The sequence below is a fragment of the Streptomyces sp. 796.1 genome (assembly GCF_047525675.1).
In the GTDB taxonomy this organism is placed as follows: Bacteria; Actinomycetota; Actinomycetes; order Streptomycetales; family Streptomycetaceae; genus Streptomyces.
Window position 1 is genome coordinate 53076 of sequence record NZ_JBLIWA010000007.1, and the last position, 22281, is coordinate 75356.

Below are 22281 nucleotides of genomic sequence, written 5' to 3' on the forward strand. Positions count from 1 at the left end.
GTGGCCCCGCCCGACGCGGCAGCCGGCCGCACCGGACACACCCGGTCCCTGCCGAACCTGACCCGACCGCCCACCGACGCACCATCCCCTCGTGAGGAGTACGCGCATGAGCCAGCCCGCTTCCCGCGCCGTGGACCACTCCAGCGGCTACAGCCGGGAGCAGATCCGCCGGTACGGCGAACTGAGCCCCTTCGAACTCAAGGACGTCTTCATCCGGCTCGCCCAGCACGCCCAGCAGGACGGGCCGGGCCAGCAGAGCGCCTCGCAGACCCACATGCTCAACGCGGGCCGCGGCAACCCGAACTGGATCGCCACCGGCCCGCGCGAGGCGTTCCACGCCCTCGGGTACTTCGCGCTGGAGGAGTCGCGGCGAGTGTGGACCGCGGACAATCTCGGCGGGATGCCGGCGGCCACCGGCGCGGGCGAGCGCTTCGACTCATTCCTACGCCGCCACCCCGGGCTCCCGGGCACCGAACTGCTAGCGCGCTGCGTCACGGAGGCGCAGCGCAGATTCGGGCTCGACCGGGACGGGCTCATCCACGAGCTCGCCGACGGCATCACCGGCGACAACTACCCGGTCCCCGGGCGCATCCTGCCGTGCACCGAGCAGATCGTCCGCGGGTACCTGGAAGAGGAGTTGTACGGCGGGGCCCTGCCGGCGGGCGGGGTCAGCCTGTTCGCCACCGAGGGCGGCACGGCGGCCATGTGCTACGTCTTCGACTCGCTCCAGCAAAACGGCCTCGTCAACAGGGGCGACCGCATCGCGCTCATGGTGCCGGTCTTCACCCCGTACATCGAGATCCCGAAGCTCGACACCTTCGACTTCGACGTCGTGCTGGTGCGAGCGACCATGTTCGCGGAGCAGGGGGTGCGGGAGTGGCGCTATCCAGAAGAGGAGGTCGCCAAGCTCGCCGATCCGTCGGTCAAGCTCGTGTGCCTGGTCAATCCGAGCAACCCGCCCTCGCTCGCGTTGAGCGAGCGGGTCAGGCAGCAGCTCAAGGAGATCGTCGCCGGGCCCAACCCGAACCTGGTGGTCGTCACCGACGACGTGTACGGGACCTTCATCGAGGGGTTCCGCTCGCTCGCCTGCGACCTGCCGCACAACACGTTGCTCGTCTACTCGTACTCCAAGCACTACGGGGCGACGGGCTGGCGGCTCGGGGTGATCGCGCTCCACGACGACAACGTCATCGACCGGATGATCGCCGCGCTCCCCCAGGACGTCACGACCCGGCTGGCCCGGCGGTACGGAACGCTCTCGCTCGAACCCGGGGCGATGCGCTTCATTGACCGCCTGGTTGCCGACTCGCGCGACGTGGCGCTCCACCACACGGCCGGACTGTCCACGCCGCAGCAGGTCCTCATGGCGCTCTTCTCGCTCTTCGACCTGCTCGACGAGGGCCAGGCGTACAAGCACCGCATCCGTCGGGTGGTCGCCGAGCGGCTGCGGCTACTCATCGAAGGTGCCGCGATGAAGATCGCGCACGATCCGCTGAGGGCGGGCTACTACCTCGAACTGGACCTGCTTGCGGAGGCCGAGCGCACCCGCGGCGCCGACTTCGCCCGATACCTCAAGGACACCTACGAGCCCATCGACCCGCTCTTCCGGATCGCGGAGCAGACCGGCGTGGTCCTCCTCAACGGCGGGGGCTTCGACGGCCCGCAGTGGTCGATCCGGGTCTCCCTGGCCAACCTGGACGACCTGGACTACCTGCGGATCGGGCACCACCTGCGGACGGTCTTCGACGAGTACGAACAGGAGTGGCGCGCGAGCGGCCCGGCGCCGCGGCCGTGACGCGCGGGGCACACCCGTCCCGAGCCGCCCCGCTCCGCGACGCCATCCGCCTCACGCGTTCGGCACCAACAGCTCCCCGTGCATGCGGACCACCCGGGCGGCGAACCCGTCCAGGTCGATCGAGGTCGGTTCCGCGCCCCAGTTGTCCATGTCGTTCTCCACCACGGCGACCAGCGTGGAGGTGTCGGCCCAGATGCACATCGGCATCACCATCTCCTGGCCGTTCTGTTTCTTGATCACGACCTCGCAGCTCAGCGTGCGCTTCGAGCCCGGCGGGGTGATCTCCCGGCGCGGTACGCCCACCTCGGCGTCGTCGTTGCTCTCCATCCCGCTGAGGAAGCTGTCCTTGGCGTAGGCGGGGCTGGCGAAGGTGCCGTTGAGCCCGTTGACCACCAGTTCCCGCTCGCGGCTGGCGTTCGCGTAGCGCCCGATCTTCGGCTTCACGCCGGACGCGCCGCTGCCGCTGTCCGGCACCTGGTCGTCCGCCGGCGAGCTGAGGTCCTTGGCCATCGTGTACGCGCCGTTCTCCAGCGTTTTGGGCAGCACGACCCGGTAGGTGGTGTTCGGGTCGTCCGCGTCCAGGTCACGACCGCTGGTCGGGGAAGGCGTCGGGGTCGGTGCGTCCTCGCTGGTGCTGGGCTTCGGGGTGGGGTCGGCCGAGGTGTCGACCTTCGCTTCGTCCCGCTTGCCGCCGTCGTCGCCGCCCCGGTCGCTGACGGCGAAGACCACGCCGCCGATGACCAGCGCACCGGCGAGCACCGCCGCCACCACGACCGCGACCTTCTTGCCCGAGCCACCCGGCGGCTGCTGCCCCGGCCCACCGACCCCGGGGCCGCCCGGGTACGGGGCGCCGTAGCCGGGCCCGGGCTGTGCCCCGTAACCGGGCTGTCCGTACGGGGACTGCTGGCCCGCCGGCTGGCCGTACGGCACGCCCTGCTGGGGGTAGCCGTAGGGGCCGGGAGCGGGGTGCGGCTGCCCGCCCGCTCCGGGTTGGCCGGGCGGCCAGCCGCCCTCCGGGGCGCCGGACCCGGGCTGCTGCGGGGGCATACTCACGTCGCTGTTCCCTCTCCCGTCTTGGCAGGTTCACGCAGCGTATCGCGCGGTACGGGTGCGCCCGGGGCCGGCGCCGCGGGACACGCGGCGGCCGGACGCACCGGGGCCCACCGCCCCGCGCGGGGCGGCGCCCCTCAGGAGACCGGCCGGGAGTCCGCCCAGACGCCCTCGAACTCCTCGCGGTAGACCTCGAAGAGGCTGTTCTCGGCGCCCATGTCGACCGTGCCGGCCCGCACCACCTCGCGGTCCCGGCCGCCGGCGCGCAGCACCAGGACCGGGGCCTCCATGCCACGTGCCTTGCGCAGGTAGGACTGGATGACGCCGATGCCGTCGGCGGAGTCGCCGTTGATGAGGTAGGCGGTCACCCGGGGCGTCTCGTCGAAGACGTGGATCTCGAAGGCCCCGGGGTCGCGCAGGCTGGACCGCACCCGGCGCATGTGCAGGATGTTCATCTCCACCGCGCGGCTGAGCTCGCCCTTCTTCATGCCGAGCTCCCGCTCGCGGCGGCGTACGGCGGAGCTGGCCGGGTTGAGGAAGAGCAGCCGTATCCGGCAGCCGGTCTCCGCGAGCCGCACCAGCCGGCGGCCCGAGTAGTTCTGCACCAGCAGGTTGAGACCTATGCCGAGGGCGTCCAGCCGCCGCGCGCTGCTGAACAGGTCCTCGGCCGGGAGCTGCCGCTGGAGCCGGACCCGGTCGGCGTGCACGCTGACCACGTCCGCGTACCGGTCGCCGACCAGGTCTTCGACGGCGTCGATGGGCAGCCGGTCGGTGGCGGGGCCGCCGGTGCCGCCGCCCAGGATGTCCAGCAGCCTGGCCGAGGCGCGCTCGGCCTGGTCCAGCACGTTCTGGGAGAGCGCGCGGTTGCGGGAGACCACGTTGCGGGTGACTTCGAGCTCGTCGAGGGCGAGTTCCAGATCGCGCCGGTCGTCCAGGTACGGCGCGAAGCAGGGCCAGTGCTGGACCAGGAGTTCGCGCAACTGGGGCAGCGTCAGGAAGCTGACGACATTGTCGTCGGCCGGGTCCAGGAGATAGCCCTTGCGGCGGCTGACCTCGCGGACGGCGACCGCCCGCTGGACCCACTCCTGGCCGGCCGGGCCCGCGGCGGCGACCACCCAGTCGTCGCCGTGCACCGGCTCGTAGACGGGTTGCAGCACCGCGGCCACCACCGCCCGCAGCCGCTGTTCGACCAGATTCAGCCAGATGTAGGCGCGTCCGGCGCGCCGTGCGCGCGTGTGCACCTCGGCCCACGCGTCGCTGCCCCAGTCCAGTTCCGCTCCGATCTCCACCGGCCTGACCAGGGAGACCGCACCAGGAGGTGCATCGGTGGCGCCACCTCCCGGGGTCGTCTCCTCCCCCGATGGCAGCTCCAACCCACCCGAGCTCACCCGTGCACCGCCTTCCCGCCCCCGTCCAACGATCAAGGCAGACTACTGCGATGCGGGGAGCCGGTGCAGCCTCAGCAGGTCAGCCCGACGACAACGCACCGCCGCCGATCGCCCACCCTCGCCGCCCGACGGCCCTTCGGCAAGCCCCCGCGGCCCCCGCCGTACGGTTTCGCCCCGCCCCGAACGGCTTCGGCGCGCTTCGGCCGGCCTGCCCCACCTTCACCCCACCGCCGCCCCGCGCCGCTAACCACCCGAATTCAACCGAAACATCCCGGCGTGCGTGCTCGTTGGACCACGGCCCCGTTCCGGTCGGCCGCGCGGGGCGCCCGTGCGGCCCTGGCGAAGTGGAAGTGTCGAACTCATGCAGGTCTGGCCAGGTCAGCCGTACCCCCTGGGCGCCACCTACGACGGCGCGGGAACCAACTTCGCGGTCTTCTCCGAGGTCGCGCACCGGATCGAACTGTGCCTGCTGCACGACGACGGCACCCAGGACACCGTGGAACTGCGGGAGACCGACGCGTTCGTCCGGCACGCCTACCTGCCGGGCGTGATGCCGGGTCAGCGGTACGGCTTCCGGGTGCACGGCCCGTACGCGCCCGAGCGGGGCCACCGCTGCAATGCGGCGAAGCTGCTGCTCGACCCGTACGCCAAGGCGGTCAGCGGCCGGATCGACTGGGGCGAGGCCGTCTACGGCTACCCCTTCGGGCGGCCCGAGCGGCGCAACGACGCGGACTCGGCGCCGCACACGATGACCTCGGTGGTGGTCAACCCGTACTTCGACTGGGGCGACGACCGGCCGCCGCGCACCGACTACCACCGCACCGTCATCTACGAGGCGCACGTCAAGGGCCTGACGATGCGCCACCCGAAGCTGCCGGACGAGCTGCGCGGCACGTACGCGGCGCTGGCGCACCCGGCCGTCATCGAGCACCTGACGGAGCTGGGCGTGACGACGCTGGAGCTGATGCCGGTGCACCAGTTCGTGCACGACCACCGGCTGGTGGACGCGGGGCTCGCCAACTACTGGGGGTACAACACGATCGGGTTCTTCGCCCCGCACAACGCGTACGCCTCCTGGGGGGACCGCGGGCAGCAGGTGCTGGAGTTCAAGTCGGCGGTGCGGGCCCTGCACCAGGCGGGCATCGAGGTCATCCTGGACGTGGTCTACAACCACACGGCCGAGGGCGACCACACCGGCCCCACGCTCTCCTTCCGCGGCCTGGACAACGCCTCGTACTACCGGCTGGCCGCCGATGACCTGCGGCACTACACGGACACCACGGGCACGGGCAACTCGCTGCTGATGCGCCACCCGCACGTGCTCCAGCTCATCATGGACTCGCTGCGCTACTGGGTGAGCGAGATGCACGTGGACGGGTTCAGGTTCGACCTGGCGGCGACGCTGGCCCGGCAGTTCCACGAGGTGGACCGGCTGTCCTCGTTCTTCGACCTGGTGCAGCAGGACCCGGTGGTGAGCCGGGTGAAGCTGATCGCCGAGCCGTGGGACGTGGGCGAGGGCGGCTACCAGGTGGGCAACTTCCCACCGCTGTGGACCGAGTGGAACGGCAAGTACCGGGACACGGTGCGCGACCTGTGGCGCGGCCGGCCGCGCACGCTCGCGGAGTTCGCGTCCCGGCTCACCGGCTCATCCGACCTGTACCAGGGCGACGGCCGCCGCCCGCTGGCCTCGATCAACTTCGTCACCTGCCACGACGGTTTCACGCTGCGCGACCTGGTGACGTACGAGCGCAAGCGGAACGCGGCCAACGGCGAGGACGACCGGGACGGCGAGAACGACAACCGGTCGTGGAACTGCGGCGTGGAGGGCGAGAGCGACGACCCGCGGGTACGGGCGCTGCGCGCGCGGCAGATGCGGAACTTCGTCGCGACGCTGCTGCTGTCGCAGGGGGTGCCGATGCTCAGCCACGGCGACGAGTTCGCCCGCACGCAGCACGGCAACAACAACGCGTACTGCCAGGACAGCGAGGTCTCGTGGGTGCGCTGGCCGACACAGCGGGAGGGCCTCGCGGCCCCCGCAGACCCGGCGGCCCCGGAAGACCTGGCGGACCTGGAGGCGCTGCGGATGCGCGACTTCACCCGGTCGCTGGTATGGCTGCGCCGCGACCACCCGGTCTTCCGCAGGCGCCGCTTCTTCCACGGCCGCCCGGTCGCCGGCACGCACGACGCGCTGTCGGACATCGCGTGGTTCACGGCTTCGGGGACGGAGATGCGCCAGCGCGACTGGCAGGCGGCGCCGGCCAATGCGCTGATGGTCTTCCTGAACGGCGAGGCGATCTCGGAACCGGGCCCGCGCGGCGAGCGCGTCCAAGACGACTCGTTCCTCCTGCTGTTCAACGCGGACAGCGCCCCGCTGGACTTCACGCTGCCGCAGCAGCACGGCGAGCACTGGCAGGTGGTGGTGGACACGGCACTCCCCGACGGGGTTTCCCCTGGCGCGGGGCCGATGGCACGGGCGGGGGACCGCTTGACGCTGGTGGATCACAGCATGGTGGTGTTGCGGCGGGGGTAGTGGCCGGGCGTCAGTCCGCTTCCATAGGGCGGCTGCGTTCCCAGACCTCTTCCAGGTGGTGCTGGCAGAAGCGGTCGAACATGCCGTCGGGGCCCACGCGGCGGAGGTGGAGCAGCGGGGAGTCGTGGCCCACGCCGGAGGCGAGGTGGGGGGTGACCAGTGCCGTGGAGTCGAAGCGGAAGACGCTGAGCGCCAGGTGTGACGGCGCGTCGGCGGCGCTGCTGAACCGGGCCTCGATGCCGCTCCCCCGGAGCTTGTCTAGCTCCGCGATGCTGATCCTGATGCGCGTCGAAACCGTGAGCGCGCTCTTCTCGACGTCCTCGCGCTGTCGCGTCGTGGTGCTCTCCGGGTCACCGAGGAGGAAGCGCACCCGGCAGCCGGCCCGCGCCTTGTCCGTGATCGTACGGGCGAAGTGCGGCTGTTGCGTCCACAGGAAATAGTTGGTGAAGCCGGCCAGCGTGATGTCTTCGTGCGCCTGGGAGATCAGCTCGGTCCAGACGGTGGACGGGCAGGCCGAGCGGTAGGGGTAGACAGCGACCACTTCTCGATCCGGGCCCGTCTTCAGGGCACCTCGTACGGCGGTGGGCCACGCCATTCTTCGTTCAACCCCCAGCACACGGCGAGAGCCAACGGCGCCCTCGCGTACGGAAAAGGCCAACGTCACGAATGTGCCCGATGTGTTGCCGCGCCATTCGGCCCGGGCACAACGGGGCCCCCGACCGTTGTGGTCGGGGGCCCAGACGTACGTCGAGGGATGATCAGGCGTCGAAGTCGCCAGCCTTCACGCCCGCGACGAATGCGAGCCAGGCGGATGCCTCGAACGCAAGGGCCGGACCATGCGGGTCCTTCGAGTCGCGGACGGGAACCACATCGGTAGCCGCCGCATGGCTGGGCGCCCACTCAATGCAGTTGCCGCCGCCGTTGGAGTAGGTGGACTTGTGCCAGTCGCCGATGAGGTTCATTCCGGGAGTTCCTTCGCAAGTTGGGTCAGAATCTTAGGGGTCTCTCGCGGGGGCAGAGCACTTGCGCCCAATGCGTCGAACATACGGTTGAAGCGCCCTACCTCCTTTGGCTTATCGGTCACGGCAACGGTGAACCATGCGGTGTCCGTCTGGACCGTCGTAGGCAGGCCGTCGTCCAGGATCATGATATTGACATCGTGGAACGCGAGGTAGCTTCGCCCTGGCTGTGGGAGAACTTGCAGCGTCACGTTGTCGCGCTCTGCCAGACCTGAGAGGGCTTGGTACTGCTCGCGCATGACCGCAGTGTCGCCAATCGCGTAGCGCAGTGCCGGTTCGTAAAGCACGGCCCACACCTTCAACGGGTCATCGTCGCGCGTGACCGCCTCTTGCCTCTTCATCCTGAACTCAACGCTCTGACGGATGAATTCGGTGGTTGTCTCGTCGATCGGCTTGTGGACCTCGTGGACCGCCATGGCGTAGCTCCGAGTCTGCAAGAGCCCTGGGATGATCGTGGGGTGAAACATGCGGATCTCCTTCGCCGCAGATTCCACGCCAAGGAACCGTGGCATCCCTGACAACAGCGTTGCTCCCGTGCCAGTCCACCACTCGCGGCTGGCGGCCTCTCGCTGGAGCGAGAGGAGTCGGGTCACCTCGTCTTCATCGGTGATCCCATACCGCTCAAGCAGCTCACGTAGCTGCGACGCTTGCCGGAACGACTTCCAGCCGGTCTCCACACGCTGCAACGTGCTCTCGTCTATATGCAGCCCGTGGACAGCATCGGTGATCGTCAGTCCTGCCACCTTCCGCAGGTGGCGCAGTTCGTGGCCCAACTCGATGCGCCGAGCCGTCGGCTGCGGTCTTGCGGCCATGTGCCCTCAATCCCGGCGCTTGGGAGCGCCGTTACCTACCTAGCGTCCAGTCTGACGCCCGACGTGTGCGCAGCGAAAGCCCATGTGATCGGGGTGGCATGTGCCATTTCGTCTGCTCAGGATGATTCTGGAGCAGATTCTATTGCGCCCAACTCCAGGCAAGCGGAACGTTGTTGGAGAACGCAGATCGGCAATCGGAGATCAGCAGTTCAATCCCCCTGCCCTAGGAACGAGCGAAGTCGATGGAACGCACCATGACCATGAAGATCTATCGCCGCAGCCCTGGAGAATCCGGGCCGCCCACCTCTGACTCATCCGTCGTCAACGTCACGGTTGACCCCGAGCAGGCTCTCGGGGACGAGTTCCGCGAAGCGGTCACCGGGGCCTGGCCGCCGTGCCGTTGCCCGCGGCACCGGAAGGCCAACACCCTTGTGAGCAGCGGCTGATGAGGGGAATCCCGATCGGGAGTGAGGCCCGTGTGAACCCCGCCGATCCCGCTAGCGCCCCGCGCGACGTATGGGTGTTCCTGCTCATCCGCTGCGCCGGCGAAGCCGGCAAGCACTTCGACGCCGTCGGCATGTGGCCGCGCGTGCTGCAAGTCGTCAAGGACGGGTGGGGCTGCCCGCCGGGTGTCGTACTGCGGCCGGGCGAGGCGATCGAATCGGCCGCTGAGCGCGTCGCCGACGCGCTGGGCATCAGGCTGCCCGAGTCGCCCGCCCTGCTCGCCGTCGACCAACAACCCGCCATCGACGGCGGGCCGGACGAGGAACTCGCCTTCGTCGTCGACGGCGGGGCCGCGGAGGAGAACGCGTTCCAGGGGCTGCCTCGGCACGAGGTCGACATCGAGTGGTCGGCCGTCGAGGACCTGGAACGCGTCGCCCTCGTCCACGCCCTCCGTACGCGGCTGCTCGCCGTCGAAACGCCGCTGCTCGTCGAAGGGATGCCGCGAACTCCGCGGAAGTAGGGCGGGGATGGGGCGGGCACCACGCGGGCGACGGGACCTAGAGCGGAGGTCCCGCCGGCCGGGCCGCCCGCCCCGTCACGGCCAGTCGGGCGCGTCCGCCTCGAAGGCCGGCTCCCGAACCACCGGTTCAGGAACCAGCGGCTCGGGAACTGCCGGTCGGCGCACGCCGCCCGTGGCGGGGCGGGGCTCGTCGCTCACCTTGTCGCTCACCAGCAGTACGACCAGACCCAGCACGATCACGGCGCCGCCGACGTACAGCTTGTGCTCATCGGCCAGCGGCAAGTACTCCACCAGCGCCCACTTGTCGAACCACGACACGTAGTGGTGGAGCACGCTGCACCCACCGATCACCAGCAGGCCGAGGCCCGCCCACTCAAGGAGCTTCTTCATGACCATGACGCTAGGCGGGCGGTTCCGGCGGCCCCATCCGTCGAAGGTCTACGGCCCCGCAACTTTGGTAGCGGGCCCTGTCGCGAGGGAGGGCGGGGCCGCCGGTGGTGAGTAGATTCGCCGGTATGACCAGCACGTATCAGCCAGCGCTCGCCGGGGCGGCAGCCACCTCCACGGTGCCCGCCCCGGGCCGGGCGGCGCGGACCAGGCGGCGGGCCCGCGACTGGGCCGTGGACAGCACCGCCTTCGTCCTGGCCGCGGGGATCTCGTTCATGACCGCCGAACCCGTGGTCACCGACCCGCGGATGACAGAGCTGATGGTCTTCGGCGACCTGCTGCTCGGCTGCGCGATGTGCCTGGCCCTGTGGCTGCGCCGGCGGTGGCCGGTGCAGGTGGCCGTGATCGCCCTGCTCCTCTCCACGTTCTCGCACTTCGTGGTGGGGCCGAGCCTGGTGGCCGTGTTCTCGGTCGCCGTGCACCGGCCGCTGCGGCCCGTCGTCACCGTCGGCACCCTCGCGCTGGCCTGCGGCGCCGTCAACAGCGCGGTGCACATCGATCCCGACCTGGGTTACCTCGGCTCGTGGATCACCAGCGCCGTCTTCTACAGCACGGTCATCGGCTGGGGCATGTTCGTACGCTCCCGGCGCCAGCTCGTGGTCTCGCTGCGGGAACGGGCGCAGCGGGCGGAGTCCGAGGCCGCGCTGCGCGCCGAGCGCGCCCAGCGGCTGACCCGGGAGCGGATCGCCCGCGAGATGCATGACGTACTGGCGCACCGGCTGTCCCTGCTGAGCGTGCACGCGGGCGCCCTTGAGTACCGGCCCGACGCCCCGCCGCGGGACGTCGCGCAGGCCGCCGGCGTCATCCGGGCCAGTGCCCACCAGGCCCTGGAGGACCTGCGCGAGGTCATCGGCGTACTGCGCGCACCCATCGGCGGCCCCGGGCCCGCGGCGGCTGCGGGGGCTGCGACAGGTGCGGCAGGTGCGGGGGCTGCGGCGTCGGCCGTCGACGACGTACCGGCCGCGGACCGTACGCCGCTCGCCCCGGCCGGCCCCGAGGCCGTCCCGTACCGGCCGCAGCCGACACTCGCCGACCTGCCGCGGCTGGTCGGGGAGTCGCGGCAGGCGGCGATGCGCGTCGCGCTGCACGACGAGACGGACGGGCCGAGTCCGGTGCCGGAGGCGACCGGGCGGACCGCGTACCGCATCGTTCAAGAGGGGTTGACCAACGCCCGGAAGCACGCGCCGGACGCGGCGGTGAGCGTACGGGTCACCGGAGGGCCCGGGGAAGGGCTGACCGTGGAGGTGCGGGACCGGGGCGCGGGGCCCGAGCAGGCCGCGGCGCGTACGGGGCGGGGGCGGCCGGCGATACCCGGCTCGGGGCAGGGGCTGATCGGTCTCGCCGAACGCGCCTCGCTCGCCGGCGGCCGGGTGACGTCCGGCGCGACCGAAGACGGCGGCTTCCTGTTGCGCGCCTGGCTACCGTGGCCCGCATGAACGATCACGATCAACCGTGCGTCCGCATCCTGCTCGTCGACGACGATCCGCTGGTACGGGCCGGGCTGCGGCTGATGCTCGGCGGCTCCAGCGAAGTGGAGATCGTCGGCGAGGCCGCCGACGGCAGCGAGGTCGAGCCGCTGGTGGACCGGCTGGCGCCGGACGTGGTCCTGATGGACATCCGGATGCCGACGCTGGACGGGCTGACCGCCACCGAGGCGCTGCGGCGCCGGCCCAACCCGCCCGAGGTCATCGTGCTGACCACGTTCAACGCCGACGAGCACGTGTTGCGCGCGCTGCGCGCCGGGGCCGCCGGGTTCCTGCTCAAGGACACGCCGCCGGCGGAGATCGTGGCCGCCGTGCGCCGCGTCGCCGCCGGGGACCCGGCACTCTCCCCCGCCGTCACCCAGCAGCTCATCGAGCACGTCGCCGGCGGCGGCCAGGGCAGCAGGCGCAGCCGGGCGGACACGCTGCTGGCCCGGCTCAACGACCGGGAACGCGAGGTCGCCGTCGCCGTCGGGCACGGCAAGTCCAACGCGGAGATCGGCAGCACGCTGTACATGAGCGTCCCCACGGTCAAGACCCACGTCTCCCGCATCCTGGCCAAGCTCGACCTCAACAACCGGGTGCAGATAGCTCTGTTGGCGCATGATGCAGGGTTGTTGGATGACGTTCCGTAGGTCCCGGTGGCCCGGCAGCTCGTAGCCCTGTCGGCCGCGGTGCCAGCGGCGTGCGGCCCGCACAAACGTGTGGACACGGCAGCAGGGGCGGCCTATTGTTCGGGCAAGCCCTTGATCACGGAAGGAGGCCCGGAGCCATGTACACCACGTCTTTGTCGCGCTCCCGCCCCGCCCGTGGGCTGATCTCCGTCTGACGTCGTCCGACCGGGAGCGCATCGCCATCCCGGAAGGAAACCCATGACCGACCTGGTCATCCGTCAGCTCTCCGAGCACGACGCCCCTCTCTTTCACGCCCTGCCCGATGCCGGGCTGGTCGGCCACGCCCGGTTCGACCGGAAGTACGTCACCGTCGCCGACGGCGGCACGTACCGGCCCGAGTGGACCCGGGTCGCCCTGCGCGGCGAGACCGTGGTGGCCCGCGCGGCCTGGTGGGGCGGGCCCGACGATGCCGAGCCCGTCGCGCTCGACTGGTTCGACTTCACCGACCACGCGGCGGCCGTGGAACTGTTGCGCACGGCCCCGTTCCGGGCCGACTACGTCCTGCTGCTGCCGCCGGGCTGGGAGCAGGAGCCGGCGGTCGCGCAGGCCGCGCGAGCCCGTACCGATGCGGTACTCGCCGCGGGCATGACCCGGCTCGTCGACCGCTTCCACTACGTGTGGACGCCGGAGTGCGGGGTGCCCGAGCAGCCGGGGCGGCTGACGTTCCGGCCCGAGCCCGACGACGCGGCGATCCTCGCCATCCTCGGCTGCATCCAGCACGGCACGCTCGACGCGCACGCCCGGCGCACCATCGAGGCCACCGGCTACGAGGCCGCCGCCCAGGAGGACCTGGACTTCTTCCGGTGGTGCCCCTCGCCGCGCGAGTGGTGGCGCACCGCGTGGACGGCTGAGGGCGAACTGGTGGGGCTGCACGTGCCGGCGCGCAACCACACCGCGCCGATCGTCGGGTTCATCGGCGTACTGCCCGAACAGCGCGGCCACGGCTACGCGTACGACCTGCTCGCCGACTGCACCCGGATGCTCGCCGCCGAGGGCGCGGAGCGGATCGTCGCCGACACCGACTTCGGCAACCGGCCGATGGCCGCCAACTTCGCCAAGGCCGGCTATCCCGTCACGCAGGAGCGCAGCTACTTCCAGTGGCCGAAGGGGCCGGAGGCCGCGGGGCCCGCGGGCGCCGCGGCGTAACGGCCGGCGGGCGTAACGGCTGACGGGGCGGAGCAGCCGGCCGGTGCCGGTCGCTCCGCCCCGGGGTCGTGCGCCTCCCGGCCCGGGGTCGTAGGCGGGCCCGCGTGGCGCGCCCACGGCCCGGTGGCTTGGGCCGGCCCGGCGGCCTTGGCCCGGTCGTCGCCGGCCGCGGCCGGGCCGCTCAGTCCGTCGTGGGCTGGAGCCGCAGCGAGATGGAGTTGATGCAGTAGCGCTGGTCGGTGGGGGTCGGGTAGCCCTCGCCCGCGAAGACGTGGCCCAGGTGCGAGCCGCAGCGGGCGCAGCGCACCTCGGTACGGACCATGCCGTGCGAGCGGTCCTCGATCAGCTCCACGGCTGAGGAGTCCTTGGGGTCGAAGAAGCTGGGCCAGCCGCAGTGGCTGGCGAACTTCTCCGTGGACCGGAACAGTTCGGCCCCACACGCCCGACAGGAGTAGACCCCCGCCGTCTCGGTGTCCGTGTACTCGCCGCGGAACGCGGGCTCGGTGCCGGCCTGGCGGAGCACCTGGTACTCCGCCGGCGACAGCTCCGCGCGCCACTGCTCGTCGGACTTCTCGACCTCGTACGCCATCTCGCGCCTTTCGGGGATGCGGTCTGCTGCGTGTCGCCGGCCCGCGGCCGGTGCAGGTCGCGGGCCGGCCGTGGGTCAGCTCTCCAGGTGGGCCACGATCCGCGGACCGAGGTCCGTGACGTCGCCCGCGCCCATCGTGAGAACGAGATCGCCGGGCCGCGCCATTCCCGCGATGAGCGCCGGGATCGCCTCCCGGTCCGCGACGCCCCGTACGTCCGCGCCCTTGGCCGTGGCGGCGTCGATGACCAGCGCGCTGGTCACGCCGGCGACCGGGTCCTCCCTCGCCGGGTAGATGTCCAGCACGAACGCGGCGTCCGCCAGCGTCAGCGCCTCGCCCATCTCGGTGCCCAGCTCCTGGGTGCGGCTGAACAGGTGCGGCTGGAAGACCACCAGCACCCGGCCCTCGCCGGCGCCCCCGCGGATCGCCTCCAGGTCGGCGGCGATCTCGGTGGGGTGGTGCGCGTAGGAGTCGATGACCTGCACGCCGCGGGCGGTGCCGCGGAGCTGGAGGCGGCGGTTGACGCCGGTGTACGAGGCGAGCGCGGTGGCCAGCTCGCGGGCCGGCTGGCCGGCCGCGATGCCGGCGGCGAGCGCGGCGACCGCGTTGTGCGCGTAGTGCCGGCCCGGCACCGACACGGTGAACGTCAGCTCCTCGCCGTCGGCCAGGGCCACGGTGACCTCGCTGGTCAGACCGTGCGGGGTGACGGCCAGGATGCGCAGGTCGGCGCCGTCGGACTCGCCGTAGGTGACGACGTTCAGGCCCGCGCGGCCCCGGACGCGGTCGGTCAGCTCGCGGGCGCCTGCCTGGTCGGCGGCGATGACCAGGGTGCCGCCGGGGCGGATGCGGCCCACGAAGGTCTCGAAGGACTCGTAGATCTCGTCCATCGACGCGTAGTTCGCGTGGTGGTCGAGCTCCACGTTGAGGATGACGGCGACCTCGGGCGCGTACTTGTGGAAGCTGCGGTCGCTCTCGTCGGCCTCGGCCACGAAGATCTCGCCGGTGCCGTGCCGCGCGTTGGAACCCGGCTCGTTCAGGTCGCCGCCGATCGCGTACGACGGTTCGACGCCGAGGGTGCCGAGCGAGACGGCCAGCATGGAGGTGGTGGTGGTCTTGCCGTGGGTGCCGGCGACGGCGATCGCCCGCCGGTCGGTCATCAGCGCGGCGAGCGCGTCGGAACGGTGCACCACCGGGACGCCGCGCTCGGCCGCCGCCCGCAGCTCCGGGTTGTCCGCGCGGATGGCGCTGGAGACCACGACGCTGGTGGTGTCGTCCGCCAGGTGCTCGGCTGCGTGCCCGATGTGCACGGTGGCGCCGAGTGCGCGCAGCGAGGCGGCGGTGGCCGACTCGCGGGCGTCGCTGCCCGCGACCTGCGCCCCGCGCATGGCCAGGATGCGGGCGATGCCGGACATGCCGGCACCGCCGATCCCGATGAAGTGCGGACGCGCGAGCGCGTCACCGGCCGCATGACCTGCGAGGGGCGCATGGTCTGCGGGGGCCGCCGCTTCGTGCCGCGCTGCGTTCTCGGAGCCGAGGCCCGCCGGTGCCATCGCGGTTCTCCCTGGTGGTAGCTGTGCGCGGCCGGAGGCCGCCGGATGGTGCGGGCCGGCGTTGCCGCCGACCCCGGCCAAGATTCTCACACCCCGCACGGCTCCCCCGGCCCCCGGCCGACCGCGCCCGCCCGGCGGCCCCGCAGCGTGCGCGGCCTCTGCCCCGCGCGCGGGGTCGGCCGCGTGGGCCCCGCCGCCCCGCACCGTCGCCGGCCGCACCTCGCGCGCGGGACGCGTGAGCGGGTGACTCGGACGCCTCGGCCCCAGTGGGCCTCCCGCCCGCGCGCGGGATGCCGCGACGAACGCGGGGCCGGCGGCGTACGGGCCGGGCCGGCGCGTACGGGCGTACGGGCGTACGGGCTGGCAGTGCCCCGCAGAAACGTTCGTGTGGGGCACCACGAGCCGCCGTCGGGCTAGACCGGGCCCGGCCGCGATCCGCCCGCCGGGCCGTCGGCGGAACCGTCCGCCGGCTCGTCCGCCGCGTGCGCGAACAGCTTGAGCACCGGGACGCCCACCTTGTGCCGGGCCCTGGACGCCCAGTCGCGGTGGAAGAACTCCTCCACGAAGTGCGGGGCGGTCAACACGATCACCTCGTCAGCGCCGGTCTCCTCCACCACCGAGCGCAGCAGGTCCAGCGGGTGGCGCTGGACGATCTGGCCGACCGCCTCGCTGCCGGTGGCCCGTAGCGCCTCCAGCGAGTGGGCGAGGGCGCGCTCGGCGGGCAGCCCGTCGGTGCGGCCCTCGGGGGTCTCGGCCTCCTGCACGGCCCGGTCCAACTCGCCGAGCGCCACATCGTCGATGGCGCGCAACAGCCGGTCCTGGTCGCCGCGCGGCTGCATGAGCACGATGAAGGAGACGGAGTCGTCGCCGTGCAGCGAGGCGACGAAGTCCACGTCCACGGGTGTCAGGGGCTGCTCGATCATCAATACGCTCGTGAACACGACGGACGCCCTTCTTCCTCCTTGGGCCCATGCGGCCCAACAGAAACCATCCTGCGCGTGCCCTGACGGGACCGCGTGACACAAGTCTGCCCAGCAGAAGCTAACCGGAACGGTAAATTCCGCCGTTTGTCAGAACCGACGGTAGCGGGTGAAGAGAAAACCGTCCTCCTCGATGACGGAGGCGAGAGCGAAGCGTTCCGGCACGCTGAGCGGGGGCCCGTTCACCACTCGGGCGGCCGTTCCCGACACCAGCAGCGGGGCCACCGACAGGCACAGTTCGTCGAGCGCGCCCGCGGCCACGAGCTGCCCCAGCAGCCGCGGCCCGCCCTCGGTGAGCAGCCGGGTCATGCCGCGCTCGGCCAGCGCGCCCTTGATGAGCGCCGGATCGACCGCGGCGCCCTGCCCGGCCCGCACCACCTCGACCCCGGCCGCCCGGGCCGCAGCCACCCGGTCCGCGGGCGCCGCGGCGCCCGTGACCACCAGCGTCGGCGTCAGCGGCGCGGTGAACAGCGGGAGCGAGAAGTCCAGGTCGAGGCTGGCGCTGACGACGGCGATGGCGGGCGCCGGCGGCTGCCCGAGCGCCGCCCTGCGGGCCGCGAACGCCTCCCGCGCCTTTGCCGGCCGGTACCCCTCCTGGCGCACCGTCTGCGCGCCGACCACCACCGCGTCGGCCAGGCCGCGCAGCACCCCGAAGATCCGCATGTCGGCATCGGAGGACAGCGGCTGGGAACGGCCCTCGTGGTGGGCGGCGCCGTCCAGCGAGGAGACCATGTTCGCCCGCAGCCAGGGGGTCCGCGCCCGGGTCGGGGCGGCGCCGCCCGCGCCCCCGGCAGCCGTCGCGGGGTCGGCCCCGACGGGCCCGGCGCCCGCCTCGTCGCCCGGCCCCGCGAGCCCGTCCGCGGCGTCGATCTCACCCGGATAGGCGTACGCGTCGGCCAGCTCTTCCAGCGACCAGGAGCCGGCTGGAGAATTCGACGGATCGGATGGTGTGGGGAACAGGCGTCGCATGGGCGCAGTGTGACATGGGTCGCTCGACGTGCAGGGCCCCGGTGGGCAGCGGCTAGGCTGGACGGCTGTGTCTTCCACCTCCGACTCAGCCGCAGGTTCCCGGTCCGCCTCCCGAATAGGGAGCGCGGCGACGCACGAGGGCCCGCTCGCGCTGACCTCCCGCGCCCCCCGCGTCCCCGCCGACCAGCTCGTGGCCGAGATGGTGCCGCCACCCCGCTTCGGCGTGGTGAGCTTCGACAACTACCTGCCCGACCCGAACCAGCCCAGCCAGGCCGAGGCCGTGCGCGTGCTGCGTACCTTCGCCGCGGGCCTGGGCGGCGGGGCGAGCGCGGCGGACGGCGGGCGCAGGCGCTGGTTCCGGCGTACGGCGAAGACCGCGGCGCCCGGCGGCCCGCGCGGGGTGTACCTGGACGGCGGGTACGGCGTCGGCAAGACCCACCTGCTGGCCTCGCTGTGGCACGCCACCCCGGCGGCCCCCGAGCAGAAGGCGTTCGGCACCTTCGTGGAGCTGACGAACCTGGTCGGCGCGCTGGGCTTCCAGGAGACGGTGCGCACCCTGAGCGGACACCGGCTGCTGTGCATCGACGAGTTCGAACTCGACGACCCGGGCGACACGGTGCTGGTCTCCAGCCTGCTGTCGCGGCTGGTCGAGTCGGGCGTGGCGCTCGCCGCCACCTCCAACACGCTGCCGGGCAAGCTCGGCGAGGGCCGGTTCGCCGCCGCCGACTTCCTGCGCGAGATCCAGGGCCTGTCGGCGCACTTCCAGCCGCTGCGCATCGACGGCGACGACTACCGGCACCGCGGCCTGCCGGCGGCGCCCGAGCCGTACGCGGACGCCACCGTCACCGAGGTCGCCCAGCGCACCCGCGGCGCCTCGCTCGACGACTTCGGCGCGCTGCTCACGCACCTGTCCACGGTCCACCCCAGCCGGTACGGGGCGATGACCGACGGCCTGCACGCGGTCTGCCTGACCGGCGTGACGCCGGTGCCCGACCAGTCGACGGCGCTGCGCCTGGTCGTCCTCGCCGACCGGCTCTACGACCGCGAGGTCCCGGTGCTGGCCTCCGGCGTCCCCTTCGACCAGCTCTTCAGCGAGGACATGCTCAACGGCGGCTACCGGAAGAAGTACTTCCGCGCGATATCCCGGCTGACGGCCCTGGCCCGGGACGCGAAGGGGCTGACCGAGGTGGCGGGGTAGGGAGCGGGGCTCTGGGGGCGGCTTGGGCGCGGGGCTCGGGGCGCCCGCGCGCGGCGGGTGACTGACTCGCCGGATGCGGTTCCGGCTCGCCGCCGGAGGAATGGTCAACTCCCCTTCGTATGCGGTGAGTTGACGCCCAGCGGAATGCGCACCACAGCGGGGGTCCGGCCGGGGTCCGGGGGGCCGCACTTCCCGGGTGACAGGTCGACAGGTCAGTCGGCCGGACGCGGTCACGCGCGGCTGGTTCCCGTACGGTCTGCTGCGTGGTACACACATGCGGTTACGTCACCTGTTCGCCAGCAGGGAGTCACCGTATGTCCACGACACGACGTCAGGTCCTGGCCCGTACCGGAGCGGTGGGGGCGGGCATCGCCTTCGCCGGGTCCTTCGAAGCCCTCTTCGCCGGGGCGGCAGCCGCCGCGCCGGGTGGCGACGGCCCCGGAGGCTACGGCCCGCTGCTCCCCGACCCCGACGGCCTGCTCGACCTGCCGGCCGGGTTCCGCTACCGCGTGCTGTCCCGCGAGGGCGATCCACTGCGATCCGGCGAGGGCCCGGTGCCCAGCAACCACGACGGCATGGCGGCCTTCCTCGGCTCCCCCGGCCACCCAGGCCCCGCCGCCTACGGCCGGGCGCACACCCGACTGGTCCGCAACCACGAGAACCGCCCGAACGCCGCCATCCGGGTACCCGCCGTACCGGGCCTGACCTACGACCCGACGGCCATGGGCGGCTGCACCACACTCGCCCTCGACCAACGCAACCGGGTGCTCGGCGAGCGGGTCGCCATCGCCGGCACCGCCGTCAACTGCGCCGGCGGGCGCACCCCCTGGCACACCTGGCTGACCTGCGAGGAGACCGAGGACCTGGCCGGCACCAACGGCTACACCAAGGACCACGGCTTCGTCTTCGAGGTCGACCCGTACAACCCGCAGCGCACCGGCGCGGTGCCGCTCACCGCGCTCGGGCGGTTCCAGCACGAGGCGGTCGCGATCGACCCGCGGCGCGGCGTCGTCTACGAGACCGAGGACGCCTTCGAGCGGCCCTTCGGCCTCTTCTACCGGCTGCTGCCCAACAAACCCCGTGGCGGGCGCGGTTCGCTGCGCGCCGGCGGGGTGCTCGAAGCGATGCGGGTGCCCGGCGTGCCCGACCTGTCGGTGGTCAAGGAGCCCGGCACGGTCTTCGACGACATCGCGTGGGTGCCGGTGCCCGACCCGCTGGCCAGGCGGACCCCGATCCGGTTCCAGGACTTCGGCAAGGGCGGCATCACCCACGCGCAGAAGCTCGAAGGCTGCTACTGGGGCGGCACCGGCGTGTTCTTCGTGTCCAGCTACGCGCGCGCCCGCGAGGGCTCGGCCGCCGACCACCACGGCCAGGTGTGGCGGTACGACCCGCACCACAACCGCCTGACCCTGATCGTCGTCTTCGGCCCGGACACCGACGTGCAGTTGCCCGGCGAGGCGCCCGACAACATCGCGCTCGCCCCCGGCGGCGGCCTCATGGTGTGCGAGGACGGCGACGGGGCCCAGCACGTCTTCGCCCTCTCCCGCCGCGGCGAGGTCCACCCGGTGGCCCGCGGCCGACAGAACATCGGCACCCCGCAGGCCCCGGCCTGGGGCGAGTTCGCGGGCGTCACCTTCGCCCCGGACGGGCGCACCCTGTACGTCAACTGCTACACGCCGGGGACGACGTTCGCCATTACGGGGCCCTGGCGCTGAGCGGGCGGGGCGGGGCACGTCCGCCGGGGGCGCATCCGCTGGGGGCGCGGGCGGAGAGGCGGCGGGCCCGCGCGTCCGCCCGCCGGCGGAGAAGGCCGCGGGTGGCTCCGGGGCCGGCGCCCGGCTCGTACGGTCGGTGTCGGATGGGCCGCGGGCGGGGTCGCTACCCGCGCCGCCCCGCCGCCGCGCACGCCAGCCCCGTGGCCGCGGCGCAGACCAGGGCGGCGAGCAGGCAGGGCAGGAGCGGCAGCGGTACGGCGCCGCTGTGCGATCCGGTGACCAGGTCGTGGACGGCCGCGTAGGCGGGCGACGCGGCCCACACCAGGGCCAGCAGCGCGAGCAGGGCCGTGGCCAGCAGGCCCCAGCCGGGGCGGCGCACCAGCGGCCAGTTGCACAGGGCACCGACGGCCGTGCCGAGCAGGGCACAGGCGAGCGCGGCCAGCAGCCCGCCGGCCGTCGCCTCCCCCACCGGCACGGCCACCTGGTGGTCGGCGCTGTGCGGGCTGCTGATCCGGGCTACGACCACGGTGGCCAGCACGCCGAGCCCGAGCGAACACAGCAGCGCGGTCAGCACACAGGCCAACTGGACCCGGGCCGGGCTGGTCGCCGCAGCCGCCACGTGCCGGGCCGCCGGCGAGTCACCGCTCGTACACACCCGCACCCACCAGGCGGCCACCGGCAGCAGACCGGCGGCCGTGTAGCCGAGTGAGTCGAGGATCGGCTGGCCGGACTGCACGCCGATGACCAGGAACAACGCGTACAGCAGCAGCGGCGGCAGCCAGCGGTGCGAGCGGAGCAGCAGTTCCATCTGGTAGCGCAGCAGGGCGGTCACTGGCGGGCCTCTCCCTCTGAGCCTTCTGAGCCCTCTGGGCTCTCCGATCCCTCCGGCTCCTCCTCCGGCCCTTCCGGGCCGTTCGGTCCGCGGGTGGGGGGCGACCCGGTCCGCGGGTGGTCGCGCTCGGGGGTCACCGCGCGGACGTGCCACGGCGGGTCGGCCGTGAGCAGGGCGCGCAACACGGCGTCGGAGTGGGCGGCCGGCACCGTCAGCGTGCTGCCGCCGCCTGGCGCGCCGGCCACCTCGGGTTCGCCGGGCAGCCCACTCGGCGGCACGACGCCCGGCGGCCCCACCACCTCGATCAGCACCAGGGGGCCGGGGCGGGCTGCGGAGCCGACGGGATCGGTGTGGCCGAATGGGACTGCGGGGACAGCGGAGCCAGCGGGGGCCGTGTCCTGCGGTGCCGGGGCGAGGCCGCTGCCCTGGACGCGGTAGACGGCGTCGGGCGCGCCGGCGAGCCGCAGCGGGTCGTGGTCGACGAAAACCACCGCGCCACCGGCGGCGACCCGCGCCGCCACCGCGCGGTCGAGTTCCGCCCTGGCCCGCTGGTCGAGCCCGGTCCACGCCTCGTCGAGCACCAGCAACTCGGGGTCGGCCAGCAGCGCCTGGGCCACGGCCACCTTCTGGCTGGTGCCCTTGGACAGCTCGGCCAGCGGCGTACGGGCGTGGCCGGCGGCCCCGAAACGCTCCAGCCACTCCCCCGCGGCCCGCGCCGCCCGCTGCCGGCCCAGACCGTGCACCCGGCCCATCCTGACCAGGTAGTCGGTGGCGGTGAAGGGCAGCGCGGCCGGGAACCGCTCGGGTACGTACGCGGTCCTCGGCCGGCCGCCGACCCGGCCCGTCGTGGGCCGGTCGATGCCGGCGACCAGCCGCAGCAGGGTCGACTTGCCGGTGCCGTTGGTGCCTTCGACGCGCACCAGCGCCCCGCACGGCACGACGAGGTCCACGCCGCGCAGCACCCAGGGACCGCGCAGCCCGTAGCGCCGACCAACCCCGCGCAGGTGCACGACAGTTCCGGACGGTTGCGGTGGTCCCGACGGCTCCATGGGGCTGACCGTAGCCGACGGCTGGGTGGGGGCGGAGGGCGGTGCGGCGCACCGGGCGAGCGGACCGGGCGGGATGCGAGTGCGGCGGCGGCCGG

At 72.7% G+C, this 22281-nt stretch carries 21 protein-coding genes; 9 read left to right on the forward strand and 12 right to left on the reverse strand.

Translation table 11 applies throughout. The annotated features are described in order from the left end of the window. Positions 1 to 106 precede the first annotated feature (106 nt). Positions 107 to 1795, forward strand: coding sequence for a bifunctional aspartate transaminase/aspartate 4-decarboxylase (locus ACMA1D_RS06915; RefSeq protein WP_414722985.1), 1689 nt, complete (start codon positions 107 to 109; stop codon positions 1793 to 1795). A 51-nt stretch (positions 1796 to 1846) separates the two neighbouring features. Here ACMA1D_RS06915 and ACMA1D_RS06920 read toward each other — a convergent pair whose 3' ends face one another. Further along, a complete protein-coding gene (locus ACMA1D_RS06920) occupies positions 1847 to 2848 on the reverse strand; it encodes a hypothetical protein (protein ID WP_414722986.1) in 1002 nt (333 codons plus the stop codon). A 134-nt stretch (positions 2849 to 2982) separates the two neighbouring features. Next, on the reverse strand, positions 2983 to 4233 hold the full coding sequence (locus ACMA1D_RS06925; RefSeq protein ID WP_414722987.1) for an SAV2148 family HEPN domain-containing protein: 1251 nt from the start codon (positions 4231 to 4233) through the stop codon (positions 2983 to 2985). 361 nt (positions 4234 to 4594) lie between these two features. Between ACMA1D_RS06925 and glgX the strand changes: the two genes are divergently transcribed. Next, on the forward strand, positions 4595 to 6763 hold the full coding sequence (glgX, locus tag ACMA1D_RS06930; protein WP_414722988.1) for a glycogen debranching protein GlgX: 2169 nt from the start codon (positions 4595 to 4597) through the stop codon (positions 6761 to 6763). Between the two features lie 10 nt (positions 6764 to 6773). Here glgX and ACMA1D_RS06935 read toward each other — a convergent pair whose 3' ends face one another. The 3 genes from ACMA1D_RS06935 to ACMA1D_RS06945 all read right to left on the reverse strand — a co-directional run bounded on the left by ACMA1D_RS06935 (position 6774) and on the right by ACMA1D_RS06945 (position 8594). Continuing rightward, positions 6774 to 7358 (reverse strand): XRE family transcriptional regulator, encoded by a 585-nt coding sequence (locus ACMA1D_RS06935; RefSeq protein ID WP_414722989.1) that lies wholly within the window; start codon positions 7356 to 7358, stop codon positions 6774 to 6776. A gap of 163 nt (positions 7359 to 7521) precedes the next feature. Continuing rightward, positions 7522 to 7725 carry a DUF397 domain-containing protein gene (locus tag ACMA1D_RS06940; RefSeq protein WP_414722990.1) on the reverse strand — a complete coding sequence of 68 codons (204 nt, stop codon included), beginning with the start codon at positions 7723 to 7725 and terminating at the stop codon, positions 7522 to 7524. Next, a complete protein-coding gene (locus ACMA1D_RS06945) occupies positions 7722 to 8594 on the reverse strand; it encodes a helix-turn-helix domain-containing protein (RefSeq protein WP_414722991.1) in 873 nt (290 codons plus the stop codon). The genes ACMA1D_RS06940 and ACMA1D_RS06945 overlap by 4 nt, the downstream gene beginning before the upstream one ends. Before the next feature lie 254 nt (positions 8595 to 8848). On the opposite strand from ACMA1D_RS06945, the gene ACMA1D_RS06950 reads away from it, so the two are divergent. Next, positions 8849 to 9040 (forward strand): hypothetical protein, encoded by a 192-nt coding sequence (locus tag ACMA1D_RS06950; protein WP_414722992.1) that lies wholly within the window; start codon positions 8849 to 8851, stop codon positions 9038 to 9040. Positions 9041 to 9072: 32 nt separating this feature from the next. Further along, the gene (locus ACMA1D_RS06955; protein ID WP_414722993.1) at positions 9073 to 9558 is read left to right on the forward strand and encodes a hypothetical protein; all 486 of its coding nucleotides are present in this window, start codon (positions 9073 to 9075) and stop codon (positions 9556 to 9558) included. Positions 9559 to 9633: 75 nt separating this feature from the next. Here the strand turns inward: ACMA1D_RS06955 and ACMA1D_RS06960 are convergent, their stop codons facing one another. Further along, on the reverse strand, positions 9634 to 9948 hold the full coding sequence (locus tag ACMA1D_RS06960) for a hypothetical protein (protein WP_414722994.1): 315 nt from the start codon (positions 9946 to 9948) through the stop codon (positions 9634 to 9636). A gap of 125 nt (positions 9949 to 10073) precedes the next feature. Between ACMA1D_RS06960 and ACMA1D_RS06965 the strand changes: the two genes are divergently transcribed. The 3 genes from ACMA1D_RS06965 to ACMA1D_RS06975 all read left to right on the forward strand — a co-directional run bounded on the left by ACMA1D_RS06965 (position 10074) and on the right by ACMA1D_RS06975 (position 13306). Further along, positions 10074 to 11441, forward strand: coding sequence for a sensor histidine kinase (locus ACMA1D_RS06965; protein WP_414722995.1), 1368 nt, complete (start codon positions 10074 to 10076; stop codon positions 11439 to 11441). Beyond that, positions 11438 to 12121 carry a response regulator transcription factor gene (locus ACMA1D_RS06970; protein WP_414722996.1) on the forward strand — a complete coding sequence of 228 codons (684 nt, stop codon included), beginning with the start codon at positions 11438 to 11440 and terminating at the stop codon, positions 12119 to 12121. The genes ACMA1D_RS06965 and ACMA1D_RS06970 overlap by 4 nt, the downstream gene beginning before the upstream one ends. A 237-nt stretch (positions 12122 to 12358) precedes the next feature. Continuing rightward, a complete protein-coding gene (locus tag ACMA1D_RS06975; RefSeq protein ID WP_414722997.1) occupies positions 12359 to 13306 on the forward strand; it encodes a GNAT family N-acetyltransferase in 948 nt (315 codons plus the stop codon). 181 nt (positions 13307 to 13487) lie between these two features. Here ACMA1D_RS06975 and msrB read toward each other — a convergent pair whose 3' ends face one another. The 4 genes from msrB to ACMA1D_RS06995 form a co-directional block, all read right to left on the reverse strand. Beyond that, a complete protein-coding gene (gene msrB, locus ACMA1D_RS06980; protein WP_414722998.1) occupies positions 13488 to 13895 on the reverse strand; it encodes a peptide-methionine (R)-S-oxide reductase MsrB in 408 nt (135 codons plus the stop codon). A gap of 75 nt (positions 13896 to 13970) precedes the next feature. Further along, the gene (gene murC / locus ACMA1D_RS06985; protein WP_414722999.1) at positions 13971 to 15443 is read right to left on the reverse strand and encodes a UDP-N-acetylmuramate--L-alanine ligase; all 1473 of its coding nucleotides are present in this window, start codon (positions 15441 to 15443) and stop codon (positions 13971 to 13973) included. 413 nt (positions 15444 to 15856) lie between these two features. Next, positions 15857 to 16384 carry an indole-3-glycerol phosphate synthase gene (locus ACMA1D_RS06990; RefSeq protein ID WP_414723000.1) on the reverse strand — a complete coding sequence of 176 codons (528 nt, stop codon included), beginning with the start codon at positions 16382 to 16384 and terminating at the stop codon, positions 15857 to 15859. 129 nt (positions 16385 to 16513) lie between these two features. After that, positions 16514 to 17392 (reverse strand): pyrimidine reductase family protein, encoded by an 879-nt coding sequence (locus ACMA1D_RS06995; RefSeq protein ID WP_414723001.1) that lies wholly within the window; start codon positions 17390 to 17392, stop codon positions 16514 to 16516. A gap of 115 nt (positions 17393 to 17507) precedes the next feature. On the opposite strand from ACMA1D_RS06995, the gene zapE reads away from it, so the two are divergent. Both zapE and ACMA1D_RS07005 read left to right on the forward strand, forming a co-directional pair. Then, positions 17508 to 18590, forward strand: a complete 1083-nt coding sequence (gene zapE / locus ACMA1D_RS07000) for a cell division protein ZapE (protein ID WP_414723084.1) — start codon at positions 17508 to 17510, stop codon at positions 18588 to 18590. A gap of 314 nt (positions 18591 to 18904) precedes the next feature. Further along, positions 18905 to 20305 (forward strand): alkaline phosphatase PhoX, encoded by a 1401-nt coding sequence (locus ACMA1D_RS07005; protein ID WP_414723002.1) that lies wholly within the window; start codon positions 18905 to 18907, stop codon positions 20303 to 20305. Positions 20306 to 20468: 163 nt separating this feature from the next. On the opposite strand, the gene ACMA1D_RS07010 is transcribed toward ACMA1D_RS07005, so the two are convergent. Continuing rightward, the gene (locus tag ACMA1D_RS07010) at positions 20469 to 21137 is read right to left on the reverse strand and encodes an ABC transporter (RefSeq protein ID WP_414723003.1); all 669 of its coding nucleotides are present in this window, start codon (positions 21135 to 21137) and stop codon (positions 20469 to 20471) included. Then, positions 21134 to 22186, reverse strand: coding sequence for an ATP-binding cassette domain-containing protein (locus ACMA1D_RS07015; RefSeq protein WP_414723004.1), 1053 nt, complete (start codon positions 22184 to 22186; stop codon positions 21134 to 21136). Before ACMA1D_RS07015 ends, ACMA1D_RS07010 begins: the two co-directional genes overlap by 4 nt. Positions 22187 to 22281 lie beyond the last annotated feature (95 nt).

Coding starts and splice junctions, on each gene's coding strand:
- ACMA1D_RS06965 (WP_414722995.1), top strand. CDS start 10,074: ATGACCAGCACGTATCAGCCAGCGCTCGCCGGGGCGGCAGCCACCTCC.
- ACMA1D_RS06960 (WP_414722994.1), bottom strand. CDS start 9,948: ATGAAGAAGCTCCTTGAGTGGGCGGGCCTCGGCCTGCTGGTGATCGGT.
- ACMA1D_RS06935 (WP_414722989.1), bottom strand. CDS start 7,358: ATGGCGTGGCCCACCGCCGTACGAGGTGCCCTGAAGACGGGCCCGGAT.
- ACMA1D_RS06940 (WP_414722990.1), bottom strand. CDS start 7,725: ATGAACCTCATCGGCGACTGGCACAAGTCCACCTACTCCAACGGCGGC.
- ACMA1D_RS06995 (WP_414723001.1), bottom strand. CDS start 17,392: ATGCGACGCCTGTTCCCCACACCATCCGATCCGTCGAATTCTCCAGCC.
- ACMA1D_RS06950 (WP_414722992.1), top strand. CDS start 8,849: ATGACCATGAAGATCTATCGCCGCAGCCCTGGAGAATCCGGGCCGCCC.
- ACMA1D_RS07005 (WP_414723002.1), top strand. CDS start 18,905: ATGTCCACGACACGACGTCAGGTCCTGGCCCGTACCGGAGCGGTGGGG.
- msrB (WP_414722998.1), bottom strand. CDS start 13,895: ATGGCGTACGAGGTCGAGAAGTCCGACGAGCAGTGGCGCGCGGAGCTG.
- ACMA1D_RS06945 (WP_414722991.1), bottom strand. CDS start 8,594: ATGGCCGCAAGACCGCAGCCGACGGCTCGGCGCATCGAGTTGGGCCAC.
- ACMA1D_RS07015 (WP_414723004.1), bottom strand. CDS start 22,186: ATGGAGCCGTCGGGACCACCGCAACCGTCCGGAACTGTCGTGCACCTG.
- ACMA1D_RS06970 (WP_414722996.1), top strand. CDS start 11,438: ATGAACGATCACGATCAACCGTGCGTCCGCATCCTGCTCGTCGACGAC.
- ACMA1D_RS06975 (WP_414722997.1), top strand. CDS start 12,359: ATGACCGACCTGGTCATCCGTCAGCTCTCCGAGCACGACGCCCCTCTC.
- ACMA1D_RS06915 (WP_414722985.1), top strand. CDS start 107: ATGAGCCAGCCCGCTTCCCGCGCCGTGGACCACTCCAGCGGCTACAGC.
- murC (WP_414722999.1), bottom strand. CDS start 15,443: ATGGCACCGGCGGGCCTCGGCTCCGAGAACGCAGCGCGGCACGAAGCG.
- glgX (WP_414722988.1), top strand. CDS start 4,595: ATGCAGGTCTGGCCAGGTCAGCCGTACCCCCTGGGCGCCACCTACGAC.